Source organism: Sulfitobacter sp. HI0027 (genome assembly GCF_001634775.1).
Classification (GTDB): Bacteria; Pseudomonadota; Alphaproteobacteria; order Rhodobacterales; family Rhodobacteraceae; genus Sulfitobacter.
On the sequence record NZ_LWER01000046.1, the window covers coordinates 75,873 to 92,946 of the forward strand.

Sequence of the window (17,074 nt, forward strand, 5' to 3'; positions counted from 1 at the left end):
GGCACAATCCTGCCGCGGGGTCACCGCGCGATGACAATATCTGCACGCAGCCCACCAAGCCGCGCCGATTCCCCCAGCCGCAGCACCCCGCCATGGGCGCGCGCAATGTCGGAGGCGATGGCAAGGCCCAGCCCAACGCCGCCGCCCTTGTCCTGATTGCGCGCAGGGTCGAGCCGCGAGAAAGGCCGTGTCGCCTCGTCGCGCCGCTCTTCCGGGATGCCGGGGCCGTCGTCTTCGACACGGATACGCAGGGTGCGGTCGCTCAGCATGACCGCGACTTCGGCCTGCGTGCCATAGCGCACGGCGTTGGAGATCAGGTTGTCCACCGCCCGGCGCATTGCCACCTTGCGCAGTTTTACGATTCCCTCGCCCGCGCCCTCGGGCGGCAACAGCGTGACCTTGCGCCCGGTGCGCTGCGCGTCTTCGACAATGGCGCTGACGAACCGATGCGGCTCCACCTTCTCCGGCTCACCCTCGGCGGCACCCTTAGCGAAGTTTAGAAACTCATCCAGCATCCGCTGCATGTCATCTACATCGGCCAAAAGCGGCGCGGCATCCTCTTCGTCAATCATCGATAGACCAAGCCGCATTCGCGTCAACGGGGTGCGCAGGTCGTGGCTGACGCCTGAGAGCATCAAGGTTCGCTGTTCAATCTGCCGTTCGATCCGGGCACGCATGTCGACAAAGGCGTTGCCCGCGGCGCGCACTTCGACAGCGCCAGTGGGGGTGTAGGGTTCATGCCGGCCCCGGCCAAAGGCTTCGGCGGCACGGGCCAAGCGTTTGATCGGGCGCAATTGATTGCGCAGGTAGATCGACGCGATAACACTCAAAAGCACGCCGAAAAACACCGTGTAAACGAAAAGCTGGTGCGGGTTGGAGGCCGAGATCCGCCGCCGTTCAAACTGGATGCGCAACGGGCCATGCACACTCTCGATATAGAGCACGACAAAATCGTCATCGCTAAGGTCCACCGCTGCGATCCCGTCCATCTTGCTGCGCAGCCGGGGGATGAGGACGCGGCCCGAATAATCGTACCACAGCATGCTGTCTTCATCCGGCAGCGGACGATTGGCCCGGGTCACCACGAAATCGAGCGGCCCCGCCCGCGCCTCTACCGCCATGGGCACCGATTGGGCATCGGGTGCGGTGCCGACCGCCAGCATGACCAGTTCCAACTCGCGCAGGACCGTGTCGGTCATCTGACCGGTGACGCCTTCGAAATGTCGCTGGGCAAAGATCACCACAACGACCAACTGCAAAAACACCACTGGTAACAGCAGGATCAGCGCGGCGCGTCCGTAGATGCCGCGCGGCACATATCGTTTGAGCCAGGCAAAATTCATGGCTAGACCTTAGCCAGCCCCCTGCCCCAGCGAAAGGTGAAACCATGCTGCCGCCCGACAACTTCGACCCCGAGATTGGCCTTGCCGAAACCTTGGAGCCCGGGCTGCGCCGTATCGTGGCGCCCAACCCCTCGCCGATGACCTATCGCGGCACAAATACCTATCTTCTGGGCCAGTCCGAGGTTGCCGTGATCGACCCCGGCCCCGACAGCCCTGCGCATCTTAAAGCGATCCTCGCCGCGCTCCAGCCGGGCCAGCGGATCAGCCATATCATTGTGACCCATACGCATCTCGACCATTCCCCCCTCGCGCGTCCCTTGGCCGCGCGGACCGGGGCCGAGGTCTGGGCTTTTGGCAACGCCACGGCGGGCCGGTCCCCAGTAATGCAGGGATTGGCCGAGGCGGGGCTGATGGGCGGTGGTGAAGGTGTGGATCACGGGTTTCGTCCCGATCACAGCTTGGCCGACGGCGATATGCTGGAGGGGAACGGCTGGGCGCTGGAGGTGCTGCACACGCCGGGTCATATCGGCAATCACCTCTGCCTCGCATGGGGGGATGCCTGTCTCACGGCGGATCACATCATGGGCTGGGCCACCTCGCTGGTCTCGCCGCCCGATGGGGATTTGACCGATTTCATGACCTCTTGCGAAAAGCTGGGCGCGCGGAATTGGCGGGTGTTCTACCCCGGCCACGGCGCGCCGGTCAGCGACCCCAACGCGCGGCTCGACTGGTTGGTGGCGCACCGCCGCGCGCGGGAGGCGTCGATCCTTAAGGCGCTGAACGCCGGGCCTGCCACGGCTGAGGACCTCGCCCGGGTGATCTATACCGAGACCCCCGCCGCGCTTTTGGGGGCTGCCACGCGAAACGTGCTGGCGCATCTGGTTGATCTAACAGGCCGGGGCCGCGTTGCCCCGCAGGGCGTCTTGCAGGCGGAGGCGCATTTCGTTCTCACCTCATAGGGGAAAATTACGGATTACGTCGCAAAATCGCAACAAATGCCTCAATCTGGGCGCAATTCGGCCCCTTTATGGACCTGAACCGCGCCCAAGCTGGTTGCGAGGGTGAGAGACATCAAACCCCAGCGAGCAGCAAAGGAGCTACCCGATGGCCCGACTTGACAGAACGCCGCAACCGCAAAAACCGAAGCCCGAGCAGACGCCCAAGGGCACCTCGGCCCAGCCACCGCAGCGTCCCACACCGTTGATTACCGATTACGCCAGCCTTTGAGCAGGCCCCGCGACGCGCCGGATGGGGCCGGTGCTTTGGGGAACTTTGCAGCCTGACCGCGCGTTTGCAGCCTAGAGCAACACGCAAGGACAGATATGGAACCCCACGCCCCCTCTCACGAAGCCGACCTCGCCCGTCTGCGCCGTCTGGCGGTCAGCATGGACAGCGCTTTTAAATTGCCGGTTGTCGGCGTGCGCATGGGATGGGATTCGATTTTGGGTTTCGTGCCCGTGGTGGGCGATACGCTCGCCCTGCTCCCTTCGGCCTATATCCTTAAAGAATCGCACCGAATGGGGGCACCCAAGGGGATGCTGGCAAAGATGTTGGTCAACACCGGGATCGACTACGTTATCGGTTCGGTCCCGCTGGTGGGTGATCTTTTTGACATCGGTTGGAAGTCGAAACTGCGCAACGTCGATCTGCTGGAACGTCACCTGAAGGACCAAGCCGCCAAAGCGCCGCCCACGGGCAACGTCGAAGGGCGCATGTCCTCGCATCACCCCACGCTCAATAACTGATCCCTAAACGCAAGAGGGCCGCCCGAAGGCGACCCTTTCATTCGTTGTCCGAAGAACGGTGGCTTAGCCGACCAGTTCCAGACCGGAGAAGAAGTAGGCGATCTCAACCGCTGCGGTTTCCGGTGCGTCGGAACCGTGCACGGAGTTTTCGCCAACGCTTTCAGCGAATTCTGCGCGGATGGTGCCTTCGGCGGCGTCCGCAGGGTTGGTGGCACCCATGACTTCGCGGTTCTTCGCAATGGCGTTTTCACCTTCGAGAACCTGAGCAACGATCGGCGCGGAGGCCATGAATTCGCACAGTTCGTCGTAAAAGGGACGCTCAGCGTGAACTTTGTAGAACTCGCCCGCCTGCGCTTTTGTCAGGTGGATGCGCTTTTGTGCGACAACGCGCAGGCCAGCGTCTTCGAATTTCTTGACGATGGCGCCGGTCAGATTGCGGCGGGTTGCGTCTGGTTTGATGATCGAGAAAGTGCGTTCGAGGGCCATTGGCTAAACTCCATAACGGGTGTTGATTTGCGCGCTCCCTAGCATGGGGTCTAACACATGAAAAGCCGTGATTGACCTTCGGCCCGGCTTGCTCCAAACGGCGTGCATGTTACGCATTTCAGAAATCAACTACTCCGTCGAAGGCCGCCCTCTGTTTGAGGAAGCCTCCGCCGTGATTCCCGAGGGCCACAAGGTGGGCATCGTCGGGCGCAATGGCGCGGGCAAGACCACGCTGTTCAAGATCATCCGTGGCGAGCTGTCGCTCGACAGTGGCGACATCTCTCTGCCGTCCCGCGCCAAGATCGGCGGCGTGGCGCAGGAAGTGCCCTCATCCGAGACCTCGTTGATCGACACGGTGCTGGCTGCCGATGTGGAGCGTGCCCGGCTGATGCTAGAGGCCGAAACCGCCGAAGACCCGACCCGCATCGCTGACATTCAGACCCGTTTGGCCGATATCGACGCTTGGTCCGCCGAAGGCCGCGCGGCGTCGATCCTCAAGGGTCTCGGCTTTGACGACGAAGAGCAGCAGATGCCCTGCTCCGCCTTCTCGGGTGGTTGGCGGATGCGCGTGGCGCTTGCGGCGGTTCTTTTTGCCCAGCCCGACCTGCTGCTGCTCGACGAGCCGACCAACTACCTCGACCTCGAAGGTGCACTCTGGCTGGAAAGCTATCTGGCAAAGTACCCGCATACGGTGCTGATCATCAGCCACGACCGCGGTCTGTTGAACCGCGCCGTGGGCGGTATCTTGCACCTCGAAGACCGCAAGCTGACGTATTATCAGGGTCCCTATGACCAATTCGCCCGCCAGCGCGCCGAGAAACGCGCGTTGCAGGCGGCGATGGCCAAGAAACAACAGGCCCGCCGCGATCACATGCAAAGCTTCGTGGATCGCTTCAAAGCCAAAGCCTCCAAGGCGAAACAGGCGCAGTCGCGTCTGAAGATGATCGAGAAGATGGATATGATCACCGCGCCCGAGGATGTGGCGCGCAAGGTCTTCACCTTCCCTGAGCCCGAGGAACTCTCGCCGCCGATTATCAATATCGAGAACGGCTCGGTCGGCTATAGCGACGACAACCCGGTGCTGACCCGTCTGAACCTGCGCATCGACCAAGACGACCGTATCGCGCTCTTGGGCAAGAACGGTCAGGGCAAATCAACGCTGGCCAAGCTTTTGTCGGACCGTTTGCCGCTGATGGCCGGGCGGCAGGTCAACTCCTCCAAGCTGCGGGTGGGCTTCTTTGCCCAGCACCAAGTGGATGAGCTGATCGTCGAAGAGACGCCGCTGCAACATATGATCGCCGCCCGCCCCGGTGTGATGCAATCGAAACTGCGCGCGCAATTGGCGGGCTTTGGTCTTGGCCCGGAACAGGCCGAGACCGAGGTGGGCCGCCTGTCAGGCGGGCAGAAGGCGCGGCTTTCGCTGCTGCTGGCCACGCTGCACGCCCCGCATTTGCTGATCCTCGATGAGCCGACCAACCACCTCGACATCGAAAGCCGCGAGGCGCTGGTCGAGGCGCTGACGCGCTACTCAGGTGCGGTGATCCTTGTCAGCCACGACATGCACCTATTGTCGCTGGTGGCCGACCGGCTTTGGCTTGTATCGAACGGCACGGTCAAACCCTATGAGGAAGACCTCGAAGCCTATCGCAAGATGCTGCTGACACCCGAAAAGCCTGTCAGCAAGAACCCCTCGAAACAGCCCAAAGAAGCCCCCAAACCCAAACGCGCCAGCCGCGATGAGGTGCTGGCCCTGCGCAGCGAAGTCCGCAAGGCCGAAGCGCGGATGGAAAAGATCAACGAGATGCGCGACAAGCTGGCCAAGAAATTGGCCGACCCCGCGCTCTACGAGGATGCTAAGACCGGTGAGCTTGAGGTCTGGAACAAGAAATACGCTGAAGTGATGGAAGCGCTGGAGCGTGCGGAGAGCCTCTGGGTCGGCGCGCAAGAAAAGCTGGAGAAAGCCACAGCCTGACCCAGCAAGGCCCAATTTATCACATCGCGGGGGTCGCCTAAGGGGCGGCCCTCGTGCATTCTGGCAAGAAGCCCCGCGCCAAGGAAGACCTATGACCCTCGACACCGCCTATATGATCACCGCCCTCGTCACGATGTTCGTGGTGATCGACCCCATCGCCATCGCGCCGGTCTTCCTTGCCTTGACCCGTGGGATGAGCAATGCACAACGCCGCCTGATCGCATGGCGCGCGGTGGGTGTGGCGGGCTTGGTGCTGTTGATCTTTGCCGCCTTTGGCGAGGCGGTGCTGGGCTTTATCGGCATCTCGATGCCCGCCTTCCGTGTGGCGGGCGGCATTCTTTTGTTCATCACCGCGCTCGACATGCTGTTCGACCGCCGCACCAAACGCCGCGAAGACCGCGCGGATGAGGATGACCACGACGATCCGTCGGTCTTCCCTATGGCCATTCCGCTGATCGCTGGCCCCGGCTCCATCGCCTCGGTGATCCTGCTAACGGGTGAAAAACCGGGCGGCGAAGGGCTGCTGACCATCATCGTGATCACCGCGCTGACGCTGGTGGTCATGGCGTTGACGATGCAGGTCAGCGGCGCGCTAGAGCGGGCGATGGGCAAGACCGGCATCAACATCATCACCCGTCTGCTGGGCATGTTGCTGGCGGCCCTCTCGGTTCAATTCGTGCTCGATGGACTGGCGGCCTTTGGTTTTGGCCCCGGCCCCACGCCCGGCTGACATTTGCCCGGCCCCTTCCTATATGAGGTGTAAGGGGGCACATTCATGGCCGAAATCGATACAGCACATCTGATCTACCTCATCGTTTTGCTGGCGATGCTGGCGGGCTGGTTCTTTTTGCAAAGCCGGCCCAATATGAACAAGACGCTGCAACAGGCGGCGGTCTGGGGGCTGATTTTTACCGGCGCGGCGGCCGGGGTCGGCCTGTGGCAAGACATCACCCGCGACACCGCCCGCCAACAGCTCTCCGTCAACCAAGAGGGTGAGATCGTCCTGCCGCGCGGGCGCGATGGGCATTACTACCTGACGGCCCAGATCAACGGTGCTCAGGTGCGTTTCGTCGTCGACACCGGCGCGTCTGATATCGTCTTGACCAAATCCGACGCCGCGCGGATTGGCATTGACCCCGAGGGGCTTGATTACCTTGGCCGCGCGGGCACCGCCAATGGCGAGACGCGCACCGCTTTCGTGCGGCTGGACGAGGTCGTGGTGGGCGAGGCGGTTGACCGCAATGTTCCCGCGGTGGTGAATGACGGGGTCATGTCCCAATCACTTTTGGGGATGGGATACCTGCAACGCTGGGGCCGGATCGAGATCAGCGGCGGTGAGCTGCGCTTGAGCCGGTGATTTGGGGAGAACCTTGCCCGAAATGCGAAAAGAAGAATCAAACTCGCCGCAAAATGACGCCGCATTCGCCGTGAATTGAACAGGTTTCCGCCCTTTTGGGCAGATACCTGTAAGGCACAACTGTACCCAATTTTGGAGAACGTGCTGCTATGCTGACCAATATTATGGGTGGGTCAACTGCCTACCAACAAAGCAACAAACCCGCCAAGGCGGAAAAGGCTGAAAAGCCTGAGAAAACCAAGAACGAAGCCCCGCAGGCAGAAGCAAAACCCGCCAGCGAAGGGCAGACCACGCAAAACAGCGCGGCAGCCCAAGAGGCGTCCAAACCTCAGTCCGTGCAAGCCCCGGCCAAGACCGAAGCGGTGCAAGCCGTAGCACAGGCAAAGCCGACCGAGACGGCCCCAAAGGCCACGACAGCGGATAACGAAGCCTTTGCCCGTGCGGCCGCACAGCGCAGCGTCGACAGCCAGCGCACCCGCGCCTTGCTGGATACGATCGCACCGGTGAACAACAGCGCGGTCGAAGCTGCCAAATCCTACGTCAGCAAGGTCGAACCGGATGCGCCAGAGGCCACCGCAAGCAAAGCCACGGCTGCCGCGAAACCCGCCCTCGACAAAGCGGCCTGACCAGCAGTCAGGGGCGGCGGCCTTGCGGCCCTGCCCCTGCTCCGCTGGCCTTTAGGTCTCGGCCTTCTTTTCCCAGCGACCACTTTCCTCAGACCAATATTGCGCCGACGCGCCTTCGGATTTCAGCCGCTTCCACAGGCCGCGTGCTTGATCCAGCGCCACGGGGTCATGCCCGTCGAACAATACGCAGACCCGTTGCAGCGACGCGATCTCTTCGGCGGTGACATCGGCACCATGCACCGCCATCAAACAGTCCGCGCGATTGGGCGTGCCGTCTTCCAAAGTTAGCAGCACCGGTTGCTCCGCATCCCGCGGCCCGCCCGCCATGCCATGAGGCAGAAAACTGTCGTCCGAATAGGTCCAAAGCGCCCGGTCGAGTGCTTGCAGCCCTTCGCGGTCGCTCCCGCGTAAGGCCACGCGCCAACCGTTGGCGAGCGACTTTTCCAGCAGCATCGTCAGCGTCTCGACCAGAGGTCGCTGGGTCAGGTGGTAGAAGTAAGCCGCCCCCATCTCCGGCTCAGCCCTTCTCGAAACGGTCGGCGACCAGTCGGTTCAGCGCCGCCACGCCCCAGCCGGTCGCACCTGCAGGGGCCAGCGTGCTCTCGGACTTCAGCGAGGCAACCCCGGCGATGTCGAGGTGGATCCATGGCGTCTCATCCTTGACGAAACGCTTAAGGAATTGTGCCGCCGTGATCGACCCCGCCGGACGCCCGCCGATGTTTTTCATATCGGCGATCCGGCTTTTCAACTGATCGTCATAGCCTTGCCCCAGCGGCAGACGCCATGCGCCCTCGCCTTCACTCTCGGCGGCTTTCAGGAAATCGTTGCACAGCCCATCATCGTTCGAGAAGACCCCGGCGTTTTCATGGCCCAGCCCGATAATGACCGCACCGGTCAGCGTGGCCAGATCGATCATCGCGGCAGGTTTGAAGCGGTCCTGCGCGTACCACATGACATCGCAAAGCACCAAACGCCCCTCGGCGTCGGTGTTGATGACCTCAACCGTGTCGCCCTTCATAGTGGTAATCACGTCGCCCGGACGGGTCGCATTGCCCGAGGGCATGTTTTCGACGATGCCCACCAGCCCCACGACGTTCGCCTTGGCCTTGCGCAGCGCCAGCGTGCGCATCACGCCGGAAACGACCCCCGCGCCGCCCATATCCATGGTCATGTCTTCCATGCCCGCGCCGGGTTTGAGGCTGATGCCGCCGGTGTCAAAGACAACGCCCTTACCGACCAGCGCCAGCGGGGCCGCATCATCTGTGCCGCCATCCCACCGCATCACGACGACTTTGGAAGGGCTGTCAGACCCCTGCCCCACAGACAAAAGCGTGCGCATACCGAGGCTTGCAAGCTCTTCCTCATCCAGCACTTCAACTTTAAGGCCCAAGCTCTCCATTTCCGCCAGACGTTCGGCAAAATTGGTTGTGGTCAGGATGTTGGCAGGCGCGTTGGTCAGATCGCGCGTCATGAAAGCGCCCTCGGCCACCGCCATCAACGGCGCTGCGGCCTCGCGGGCCTCCTCGGGTTTGGAGCACATCACCTCAACACTGCCTTTACGCGGCTTGGGCGCGGATTTGTGATCTTCGAACCCATAGTCCCGCATCGCCAACCCAAAGGCCACATCCGCCACCCGGCGGGTCGCGGCGGTAAGCAGCAAAAGATCACTGTCGCCCCGGCGCTTGGCCAGCGCGGCCCCGGCTTTGCGCGCGGTCATCACATCGGCCCGGCGCGGCATGTGGATCACATCCACCGCCTCTGCCGCCATGCCAGCGGGATAGCCCAGGCTGAGCATGTCACCGGGCTTCAGCGCCGCGAAACGCTCGCTTTCCACGAGCCGCTGCAAGGCGCCTTTGGTCAGCCGATTGACCCGCCGCGCGCCGGCATCGAGCCGCCCTTCAGGCTCAAGAAACACCGCGACCCGACCGGAATGCCCCGCGATACGGTCGATGTCGGTCTCGGCGAAGGTAATGGGGGTCAGATCGGTCATGGCATGCCTCATGGTTGATTTTGCCCCAGACCTAGCGCGCCGCGCCGCGCATGGCCAGATAGCAGTTTTCCCGCCCCGCGAATTGCTTTAGGATCTGCGCAAAGGCCGTCAGAGCATCTCGGGGGATCAGAGTGGCAAGAATTGACCGCTACATGCTGTCGCAACTTCTGGTTATGTTCGGCTTTTTCGCTCTGGTGCTGGTGGCGCTGTTCTGGATCAACCGTGCGGTGGTCCTTTTCGACCGTTTGATCGGCGATGGCCAATCTGCGCTGGTATTTTTGGAGTTCACGGCCCTTGGCCTGCCCAAGCTCATCGTCACCGTCCTGCCCATCGCGACCTTTGCCGCTTCGGTCTATGTGACCAACCGCATGTCGGGCGAATCTGAGTTGACCGTGCTGCAGGCCGCAGGCGCTGGCCCATGGCGGCTGGCTTGGCCTGTCTTTGTCTTCGGGCTGTGTGTGGCGGTGATGATGACGGTGCTTAGCCATTTTCTGGTGCCCATGGCGCAGGGTCAGTTGAAACAGCGCGAGGCTGAGATCTCGCGTAACCTCACCGCGCGGCTGCTGACAGAGGGGACTTTTCTCCACCCTTCCGACGATGTGACCTTCTACACTCGGGCCATCGACAACGATGGAGTGCTGCGTGATGTTTTTCTGTCGGATCGGCGCAAGGCCAATGAGGGGGTGATCTATACCGCCGCCGAAGCCTATCTGGCGCGCAATGGCGATAGCACGACGCTGATCATGCTCAGCGGTATGGCGCAGCGGCTGGACACCGAACGCAACCGTTTGGCCACGGCCAAATTCCGCGACTTTTCCTTTGATATTTCTCCCTTGGTGAGCAGTGGCGATGCGATTGACCCGTCGGTCAGCGCCATGGTGACGCCCGATCTGCTTTGGAATTGGGGCGAGGTTGCGGCGCAAACCGACACCACAGCGGGCGTCGTCGCCGAAGAGCTGCATGGCCGTTTTGCGCAACCACTGTTTTGCCTCGTCGCAGCGATGATCGGTTTTGCCACTTTGATCCTTGGCGGCTTTTCCCGTTTTGGCGTCTGGCGCGAGGCGGTGATCGCCTTTGGCCTGCTCATCGCCATTGACGGGCTGCGGGGCACGATGGTGGTGCAAATCCGTGAGACCGCGGCCCTCTGGCCGCTGGCCTACCTGCCCTCGCTTATCGGGGCCGTGCTGACGCCGGCAATGCTATGGCAGGCGGCACATCCGCGCTGGATAAGGCGGCGGCTACGTGGCAAAGGGGCGGCTGCATGATCCTCCATCTCTACTTCGCCCGCCGCTTTTTCATGAGCTTTCTCGTCATCACCGGCGTGCTGGCTGCCTTGGTGATGCTGGTCGATGGTGTGGATCAGGCCCGGCGCTTTGCCGATGATGATGTGGGCTGGGATCAGGTCTTGGGGATGACGCTGCTGCACATGCCGCAGACCATCAATATGATCCTGCCGCTGATCATGATCCTTGCCACGGTGGCGCTTTTCATCGGTCTTGCGCGGTCCTCGGAGTTGGTGGTGACCCGTGCCGCAGGCCGCTCTGCCCTGCGCGCGCTGGTGGCACCGGTGGTGGTGGCGCTGATCATCGGCACGTTGGCGGTGGCCTTTCTCAACCCCATCGTCGCCGCGACCAGTGAACGGGCCGAGCAACTGACCCAGAAATACCGCTCCAACGGTCGCTCGGCCCTGTCGGTGAGCGACGAGGGGCTTTGGCTGCGTCAGGGCACGGAAGAAGGCCAATCGGTGATTCGCGCGTGGCGCACCAACAGCGATGCCTCCGTTCTCTATAATGTGACGATCATCAGCTATGACGCCGAGAAAGGTCCGATCCGCCGGATCGAAGCCGAAAGCGCGCAGCTGAGCGGTGGCGACTGGGAATTGACCGGGGCCAAGATTTGGCCGCTGGAGGCCGGGGTGAACGCCGAAGGCGCCTCTGAAGAGCATGAGACCCTGACCATCCCCTCATCCCTGACCGTTGAGCGCATCCGCGAGAGCATTGGCCGGGTGGCTGCCGTGTCCATCTACGAGTTGCCAGAGTTCATCCGACAATTGGAACAGGCAGGCTTCAGCACGCGCCAGCATGAGGTCTGGTTGCAGGCCGAACTGGCGCGGCCCTTCTTTCTGGTCGCCATGGTTCTGGTTGCGAGCGCATTCACCATGCGCCATACCCGCTTTGGGGGGACCGGCGTTGCTGTGCTGGCCTCGATTTTGCTGGGGTTCGGTTTGTATTTCATTCGCAGTTTCGCACAAATCCTTGGCGAAAACGGCCAAATCCCCGTAACCCTCGCCGCTTGGGCACCGCCCGTGGCCGCGATTTTTCTGGCATTAGGCCTGCTTTTGCACGCGGAGGATGGCTGACATGCGCGCGGCCCTTGTTGGACTTGCCCTTACTTTTGCGCCCCTGACGATGAGCGCGCAAACCGCCCCCGCTACCGACCGACCGGCCGTTCTGGTGGCCGATCAGGTATTCATTACCCGTGACAAGGTATTGGTTGCGCAGGGAAACGTCGAAGCCTTCCAAGGAGAGACGCGGCTGCGTGCCACGGCGATCCGCTATAATCAGGCCACCGGCGCTTTAAGCATCGAAGGACCGATTGTGCTGTCGGAGGGGGAGAATACCACGATCCTCGCCGATGCGGCCTCCCTCGATGCGGGGTTGCAATCAGGGCTGCTGCGCGGCGCGCGGATGATCCTTGAACAGCAATTGCAACTGGCTGCCGTGCAGATCAACCGTGTCGAAGGGCGCTATAGTCAACTTTACAAAGCCGCCGTAACCTCTTGCAAAGTATGCGAAGATGGCGAAACGCCACTTTGGCAAATCCGCGCCAAACGGGTGGTGCATGACCAACTGGCCCAGCAGCTTTACTTTGACGAGGCGCAGTTCCGCATCAAGAACGTGCCCGTCGCCTATCTGCCGCGCCTCCGCCTGCCCGACCCGACATTGGACCGCGCGACCGGCTTCCTCGCCCCGTCTGTCCGCTCAACCTCGCAATTGGGCGTGGGGCTGAAACTGCCCTATTTCATTAAGATTGGCGATCACCGCGATCTGACGCTGACGCCCTATCTTTCCGCCGAAACCCGCACGCTTGAATTCCGCTACCGTCAGGCTTTCGTTTCTGGCCGGATCGACTTTGACGGCGCGATCACCGATGACGAATTGGAGCCGGGTGAAACCCGTGGCTACCTGTTTGGCACCGGCACCTTCGATCTGCGGCGGGATTATAAACTTTACTTCGGGATTGAGGTCACCAGCGACCGGTCCTACCTCAGTGACTACGGCTATTCCGACAAAGACCGCCTGACCAGCGAGTTGACCGTCAGCCGCGCGCGGCGGGATCAATATGTGCGGGCAAGCCTGCTGAACTACCAATCGCTGCGTGATGGCGAGGACAATGATTTGCTGCCCAACCTTGTTTTGGATGGCGAATATCAACGACGATATTTCCCGACATCGATTGGCGGCGAAGTTCAGTTATCTCTTGAGGCCCATAGCCACCGTCGGACTTCTGACCTAAGCACCGACAGCGTTGACGATATCGATGCCGAAGCTGATGGGCGCGATGTGTCGCGGATCAACGTCGAGGCCGATTGGATGCGGCGCTTTACCCTTAACAACGGACTGGTAACCGATCTGCAGGCAGGGGCGAGCCTTGGTCTGTTCAACATCGCCCAAGACGCCTTTTACACCGAACGACACTACGAACTCGTACCGCACACCTCTGTATCGATGCGCTACCCCATGCAGCGCCGCGAAGTGAGTGGCGTCGTGCAACAGCTTGAACCTATTGTTCAATTGGGCTGGACTGGTGGCGATCGATTGAACATCCCCAACGAAGAAAGCACGCTGGTCGAATATGACGAAGGCAATCTTTTGTCGCTCAGCCGCTTCCCGCGGCCCGACCGACGCGAACGGGGTGCGGTTGCGGCCTTTGGTCTGAACTGGGCACGTCTCAACCCTACCGGGCTCGATGCCGATTTCTCTTTCGGCCATGTGATCCGGGCCAATGCAGATGACGCTTTCACCTTTAGCTCGGGTTTGCAGGGCACCCGTTCAGATTTCCTGCTGGCTGGCCAATTGCGCAGCGATAACGGCTTGGCGATCATTGGTCGCGGCTTGGTGGATGATGATTTTGAGGTCGCAAAAGCCGAAATGCGCGGTGTCTGGGATTTTAAACGCGGCCAAATCGCAGGCAGCTATGTTTGGTTGCAAGAAGACGCAGCTGAAGACCCCGACGAGAACGTGTCAGAGATTACCTTTGACGGCAGTTTTTCGATCAATAACCAATGGCAGGCCTCTGCCGATTGGCGGTTCGACCTCGCTGATGAACGCGCCGCGACGGCAGGTCTTGGCCTGAGCTACAACAATGAATGCGTGCAGGTCGACCTTTCCGTTAACCGCAGCTATTCATCCTCAACAAGTGTTGAGCCCTCAACGGATATCGGTTTTAACATCGGCCTCAGGGGCTTTGCCGCAAACACCGGAACAGAAAGATACGTACGCTCATGTGGGAAGTAACGAAACAGACAGTCCGTGCCGGGATCCGTGGCACTGCGGCACTCGCCTTTGCTGTGGTGGTCGGCCAATCCGCAGCGGCGCAGAACCTTTTTGCGCCCGTGGCCCGTGTCAACGATGAGGTCATCACCGGTTACGAAGTCCAGCAGCGGCAGCGTTTCATGCAGCTGATCGGCGCACCGGGAACGGATACCAACAGCGTGATCGACAGTCTGATCGACGACCGGCTGCGCGGGCAAGTGCTTGACCAAGCCGGGCTCGAAGTCACGCCAGAGGGCATTCAATCCGGCATGTCCGAATTTGCCAGCCGCGCTGATCTGACGACCGAAGAATTTCTCAAGGTTCTGGGTCAGGCGCAGATCTCGGAAGAGACCTTTCGTGACTTCATCGTGATCAGCGCCGCGTGGCGTGATCTGATCCGCGCGCGCTATAATGGCCGTGTCGACATCACCGACGAAGAGGTCGACCGCGCCCTTGGCAGCAGCCGGGGCAACAATGGCCTGCGCGTGCTTTTGTCCGAGATCATCATCCCCGCCCCGCCGCAAAACGCCGATCAGGTGAATGCGCTGGCCGAGCGGATCGCGCAGAGCCGGACTGAGGCTGAGTTCTCGTCCTATGCGAGCCAATATTCCGCCACCGCCTCACGCGGGCGCGGCGGCAAGATGCCTTGGACCCCGCTTGAAAATCTGCCCGCCAGCCTGCGCCCGATCCTGCTGGCGCTTGCCCCCGGTGAGGTGACGGCCCCGCTACCGATCCCCAACGCCGTGGCCCTGTTCCAGCTGCGCGGCATCGAAGAGACTGGCAAGCCCAGCGTTGAATATTCCGAGATTGACTACGCCGCCTATTACATCCCCGGTGGCCGGTCCGAGGCCGCCCTGTCGCGCGCAGCGCAGCTGCGCGGTCAGGTAGATCAATGTGATGACCTTTACGGTGTTGCCAAGGGCCAGCCTGCCAATGTGCTCGACCGCGGCTCAAAGGCACCGGCAGAGATTCCACAGGACGTGGCCATCGAACTGGCCAAACTCGACCCCGGCGAAGTCTCGACCACGCTGACCCGCGCCAATGGGGAGACGTTGGTGTTCCTCATGCTGTGCAACCGCACCACGGCGGCCAATGCCGATGTGAACCGCGACGCGGTGGTAAGCTCAATCCGGCAGCGCAAGCTTGAGGGCTACGCCACGCAACTGTTGGAACAGGCCCGCGCCGAAGCCCGTATCACCCGCCAATGAGCAGCCCCTCCCGGCCGGTGGCCATCACCTGCGGTGAACCCGCAGGTATCGGCCCAGAGATCGCCGCCCGTGCTTGGGCGGCGCTTTCGTCTGACATCCCGATGTTCTGGATCGGCGACCCGCGCCACCTGCCCACGGATGTCCCGCACCGTTTGATCGACAGTGCGGATGATGCGGGCGGGCCAAGTGCCGATGCGCTGCCTGTGTTGCCTCACGCTTTTGACAGTGCCGCGCTCGCCGGGGTGCCGCAGCCCGGCCATGCGCAGGGGGTGATTGACGTGATCGCCCGCGCGGTCGATCTGGTGCAGACGGGGGCCGCTTGCGCCATCTGCACCGCGCCGATCCACAAGAAGGCGCTGCAGGACGGCGCAAATTTCGCCTACCCCGGCCATACCGAATATCTCGCAGCACTTGCAGGCGTCGACTACGTGGTGATGATGCTGGCCTCCGACCAGTTGCGCATCGTGCCCGCCACGATCCACATCGCGCTGGATCAGGTGCCGCAGGCGCTGACAGCCGCGGGCCTGCGCCGCACGATTGAGATCACGGCGCAGGAATTGCAGAGCCGTTTCGGCGTTGAACGTCCGCGCATTGCTGTGGCCGGGCTGAACCCCCACGCGGGCGAAGGCGGCAGCATGGGGCAGCAAGAGATTGACTGGATCGCGCCGCTGATTATCGAAATGCAAGGTGAAGGCTACGCGCTGGCCGGGCCGCTGCCCGCCGATACGATGTTCCACGCCCGCGCCCGCGCAGGCTATGACGCGGCAGTGGCGATGTATCATGACCAAGCGCTGATCCCGATCAAGACGTTGGACTTTGACCGGGGGGTGAATGTGACGCTGGGGTTGCCTTTCGTGCGCACCTCCCCCGATCACGGCACCGCCTTTGACATCGCGGGCCAAGGGCGCGCCAACCCGACCAGCATGATCGAAGCGATCAAACTGGCATGGCAGATGGGCCAGAAAACATGAGTGCAATCGACAACCTTCCGCCGCTGCGCGAGGTGATCAACACACACGAACTGGCCGCGCGGAAATCGCTCGGCCAGAACTTCCTGCTGGACCTGAACCTCACGGCCAAGATTGCGCGGCAAGCGGGGGATATGGCCGATTGCGACGTGCTGGAAATCGGCCCCGGCCCCGGTGGCCTGACCCGCGGTCTGCTGGCCGAGGGCGCGCGGCATGTGCTGGCGATCGAGAAGGACCGCCGCTGCCTGCCCGCGCTGGCCGAGGTGGCAGAACATTACCCCGGTCGCCTCACGGTGATCGAAGGCGACGCGCTGGAGATCGACCCGCTGAGCCATCTGACCCCGCCGATCCGCGTGGCCGCCAACCTGCCCTATAACGTCGGGACCGAATTGCTGGTGCGCTGGCTCACCCCGCCCGAGTGGCCGCCGTTTTGGCAGAGCCTGACCCTGATGTTCCAACGCGAAGTGGCCGAGCGGATCGTCGCGACGCCCGGCTCCAAAGCCTATGGGCGGCTGGCCGTGCTGGCCCAATGGCGCAGTGATGCGCGGATCGTCATGCAATTGCCGCCGGGGGCTTTCACGCCGCCGCCAAAGGTCTCGTCGAGCGTGGTGCACCTGACCGCCCTGCCCGAGCCGCGATATCCGGCTGATCCCGCCGCGCTCAGCCGCGTGGTCGCGATGGCGTTCAATCAACGTCGCAAGATGCTGCGCTCGGCCCTCAAGGGCGCCGCGCCGGATATCGAAGATCGCCTTCACGCCGCCGGACTGAAACCCACCGACCGGGCCGAGCAGGTGCCGCTAGAGGGCTTCTGCGCCCTTGCCCGTGAAATCGCCAAGGGGTGAAA

General features: G+C 62.2%; 17 protein-coding genes. 13 read left to right on the top strand and 4 right to left on the bottom strand.

The window, feature by feature from the left end:
• Positions 1-20: 20 nt before the first annotated feature.
• Positions 21-1,343, bottom strand: coding sequence for an ATP-binding protein (locus A3722_RS03180; protein WP_067629059.1), 1,323 nt, complete (start codon positions 1,341-1,343; stop codon positions 21-23).
• A 44-nt stretch (positions 1,344-1,387) separates the two neighbouring features.
• Here A3722_RS03180 and A3722_RS03185 point away from each other — a divergent pair, with 44 nt between their 5' ends.
• From A3722_RS03185 to A3722_RS03190, 3 genes are all read left to right on the top strand, one after another.
• Positions 1,388-2,302 (top strand): MBL fold metallo-hydrolase, encoded by a 915-nt coding sequence (locus A3722_RS03185; protein WP_067629057.1) that lies wholly within the window; start codon positions 1,388-1,390, stop codon positions 2,300-2,302.
• A 145-nt stretch (positions 2,303-2,447) separates the two neighbouring features.
• Positions 2,448-2,570, top strand: coding sequence for a hypothetical protein (locus A3722_RS25060; RefSeq protein ID WP_259980958.1), 123 nt, complete (start codon positions 2,448-2,450; stop codon positions 2,568-2,570).
• Positions 2,571-2,665: 95 nt separating this feature from the next.
• Positions 2,666-3,088 (top strand): DUF4112 domain-containing protein, encoded by a 423-nt coding sequence (locus A3722_RS03190; protein WP_067629055.1) that lies wholly within the window; start codon positions 2,666-2,668, stop codon positions 3,086-3,088.
• A gap of 63 nt (positions 3,089-3,151) precedes the next feature.
• Here A3722_RS03190 and ndk read toward each other — a convergent pair whose 3' ends face one another.
• Entirely contained in the window at positions 3,152-3,574 is a 423-nt protein-coding gene (gene ndk / locus A3722_RS03195; RefSeq protein WP_067266630.1) for a nucleoside-diphosphate kinase, read from the bottom strand.
• A gap of 106 nt (positions 3,575-3,680) precedes the next feature.
• Here ndk and A3722_RS03200 point away from each other — a divergent pair, with 106 nt between their 5' ends.
• From A3722_RS03200 to A3722_RS03215, 4 genes are all read left to right on the top strand, one after another.
• A complete protein-coding gene (locus tag A3722_RS03200; RefSeq protein ID WP_067629091.1) occupies positions 3,681-5,546 on the top strand; it encodes an ABC-F family ATP-binding cassette domain-containing protein in 1,866 nt (621 codons plus the stop codon).
• Positions 5,547-5,637: 91 nt separating this feature from the next.
• Complete coding sequence (locus A3722_RS03205; protein ID WP_067629053.1) at positions 5,638-6,276, top strand: MarC family protein; 639 nt, start codon at positions 5,638-5,640, stop codon at positions 6,274-6,276.
• 45 nt (positions 6,277-6,321) lie between these two features.
• Complete coding sequence (locus A3722_RS03210; RefSeq protein ID WP_067629051.1) at positions 6,322-6,903, top strand: retropepsin-like aspartic protease family protein; 582 nt, start codon at positions 6,322-6,324, stop codon at positions 6,901-6,903.
• Positions 6,904-7,052: 149 nt separating this feature from the next.
• On the top strand, positions 7,053-7,529 hold the full coding sequence (locus A3722_RS03215; protein WP_067629049.1) for a hypothetical protein: 477 nt from the start codon (positions 7,053-7,055) through the stop codon (positions 7,527-7,529).
• A 51-nt stretch (positions 7,530-7,580) separates the two neighbouring features.
• On the opposite strand, the gene A3722_RS03220 is transcribed toward A3722_RS03215, so the two are convergent.
• Positions 7,581-8,039, bottom strand: coding sequence for a DNA polymerase III subunit chi (locus A3722_RS03220; protein ID WP_067629047.1), 459 nt, complete (start codon positions 8,037-8,039; stop codon positions 7,581-7,583).
• A gap of 7 nt (positions 8,040-8,046) precedes the next feature.
• Positions 8,047-9,519 carry a leucyl aminopeptidase gene (locus A3722_RS03225; RefSeq protein WP_067629045.1) on the bottom strand — a complete coding sequence of 491 codons (1,473 nt, stop codon included), beginning with the start codon at positions 9,517-9,519 and terminating at the stop codon, positions 8,047-8,049.
• Positions 9,520-9,650: 131 nt separating this feature from the next.
• Here A3722_RS03225 and lptF point away from each other — a divergent pair, with 131 nt between their 5' ends.
• From lptF to rsmA, 6 genes are read left to right on the top strand one after another with little or no spacing between them, the layout of a single operon-like run.
• Positions 9,651-10,784 (top strand): LPS export ABC transporter permease LptF, encoded by a 1,134-nt coding sequence (gene lptF / locus A3722_RS03230; RefSeq protein WP_067629043.1) that lies wholly within the window; start codon positions 9,651-9,653, stop codon positions 10,782-10,784.
• Positions 10,781-11,878: an LPS export ABC transporter permease LptG gene (lptG, locus tag A3722_RS03235; protein WP_067629041.1), complete on the top strand. Its 1,098-nt coding sequence runs from the start codon at positions 10,781-10,783 to the stop codon at positions 11,876-11,878. Before lptF ends, lptG begins: the two co-directional genes overlap by 4 nt.
• A 1-nt stretch (position 11,879) precedes the next feature.
• Positions 11,880-14,036: an LPS-assembly protein LptD gene (locus A3722_RS03240; protein ID WP_067629039.1), complete on the top strand. Its 2,157-nt coding sequence runs from the start codon at positions 11,880-11,882 to the stop codon at positions 14,034-14,036.
• The gene (locus tag A3722_RS03245; RefSeq protein WP_067629037.1) at positions 14,024-15,262 is read left to right on the top strand and encodes a peptidylprolyl isomerase; all 1,239 of its coding nucleotides are present in this window, start codon (positions 14,024-14,026) and stop codon (positions 15,260-15,262) included. Before A3722_RS03240 ends, A3722_RS03245 begins: the two co-directional genes overlap by 13 nt.
• Positions 15,259-16,233 carry a 4-hydroxythreonine-4-phosphate dehydrogenase PdxA gene (gene pdxA, locus A3722_RS03250; protein WP_067629035.1) on the top strand — a complete coding sequence of 325 codons (975 nt, stop codon included), beginning with the start codon at positions 15,259-15,261 and terminating at the stop codon, positions 16,231-16,233. Before A3722_RS03245 ends, pdxA begins: the two co-directional genes overlap by 4 nt.
• Positions 16,230-17,072 carry a 16S rRNA (adenine(1518)-N(6)/adenine(1519)-N(6))-dimethyltransferase RsmA gene (rsmA, locus tag A3722_RS03255; RefSeq protein WP_067629033.1) on the top strand — a complete coding sequence of 281 codons (843 nt, stop codon included), beginning with the start codon at positions 16,230-16,232 and terminating at the stop codon, positions 17,070-17,072. Before pdxA ends, rsmA begins: the two co-directional genes overlap by 4 nt.
• The last annotated feature ends 2 nt before the right edge of the window (positions 17,073-17,074 follow it).

Bases quoted from the DNA above. Each gene is read 5' to 3' on its own strand.
- A3722_RS03180 (WP_067629059.1), bottom strand. From the start codon at position 1,343: ATGAATTTTGCCTGGCTCAAACGATATGTGCCGCGCGGCATCTACGGA.
- A3722_RS03185 (WP_067629057.1), top strand. From the start codon at position 1,388: ATGCTGCCGCCCGACAACTTCGACCCCGAGATTGGCCTTGCCGAAACC.
- A3722_RS25060 (WP_259980958.1), top strand. From the start codon at position 2,448: ATGGCCCGACTTGACAGAACGCCGCAACCGCAAAAACCGAAGCCCGAG.
- A3722_RS03190 (WP_067629055.1), top strand. From the start codon at position 2,666: ATGGAACCCCACGCCCCCTCTCACGAAGCCGACCTCGCCCGTCTGCGC.
- ndk (WP_067266630.1), bottom strand. From the start codon at position 3,574: ATGGCCCTCGAACGCACTTTCTCGATCATCAAACCAGACGCAACCCGC.
- A3722_RS03200 (WP_067629091.1), top strand. From the start codon at position 3,681: ATGTTACGCATTTCAGAAATCAACTACTCCGTCGAAGGCCGCCCTCTG.
- A3722_RS03205 (WP_067629053.1), top strand. From the start codon at position 5,638: ATGACCCTCGACACCGCCTATATGATCACCGCCCTCGTCACGATGTTC.
- A3722_RS03210 (WP_067629051.1), top strand. From the start codon at position 6,322: ATGGCCGAAATCGATACAGCACATCTGATCTACCTCATCGTTTTGCTG.
- A3722_RS03215 (WP_067629049.1), top strand. From the start codon at position 7,053: ATGCTGACCAATATTATGGGTGGGTCAACTGCCTACCAACAAAGCAAC.
- A3722_RS03220 (WP_067629047.1), bottom strand. From the start codon at position 8,039: ATGGGGGCGGCTTACTTCTACCACCTGACCCAGCGACCTCTGGTCGAG.
- A3722_RS03225 (WP_067629045.1), bottom strand. From the start codon at position 9,519: ATGACCGATCTGACCCCCATTACCTTCGCCGAGACCGACATCGACCGT.
- lptG (WP_067629041.1), top strand. From the start codon at position 10,781: ATGATCCTCCATCTCTACTTCGCCCGCCGCTTTTTCATGAGCTTTCTC.
- A3722_RS03240 (WP_067629039.1), top strand. From the start codon at position 11,880: ATGCGCGCGGCCCTTGTTGGACTTGCCCTTACTTTTGCGCCCCTGACG.
- A3722_RS03245 (WP_067629037.1), top strand. From the start codon at position 14,024: ATGTGGGAAGTAACGAAACAGACAGTCCGTGCCGGGATCCGTGGCACT.
- pdxA (WP_067629035.1), top strand. From the start codon at position 15,259: ATGAGCAGCCCCTCCCGGCCGGTGGCCATCACCTGCGGTGAACCCGCA.
- rsmA (WP_067629033.1), top strand. From the start codon at position 16,230: ATGAGTGCAATCGACAACCTTCCGCCGCTGCGCGAGGTGATCAACACA.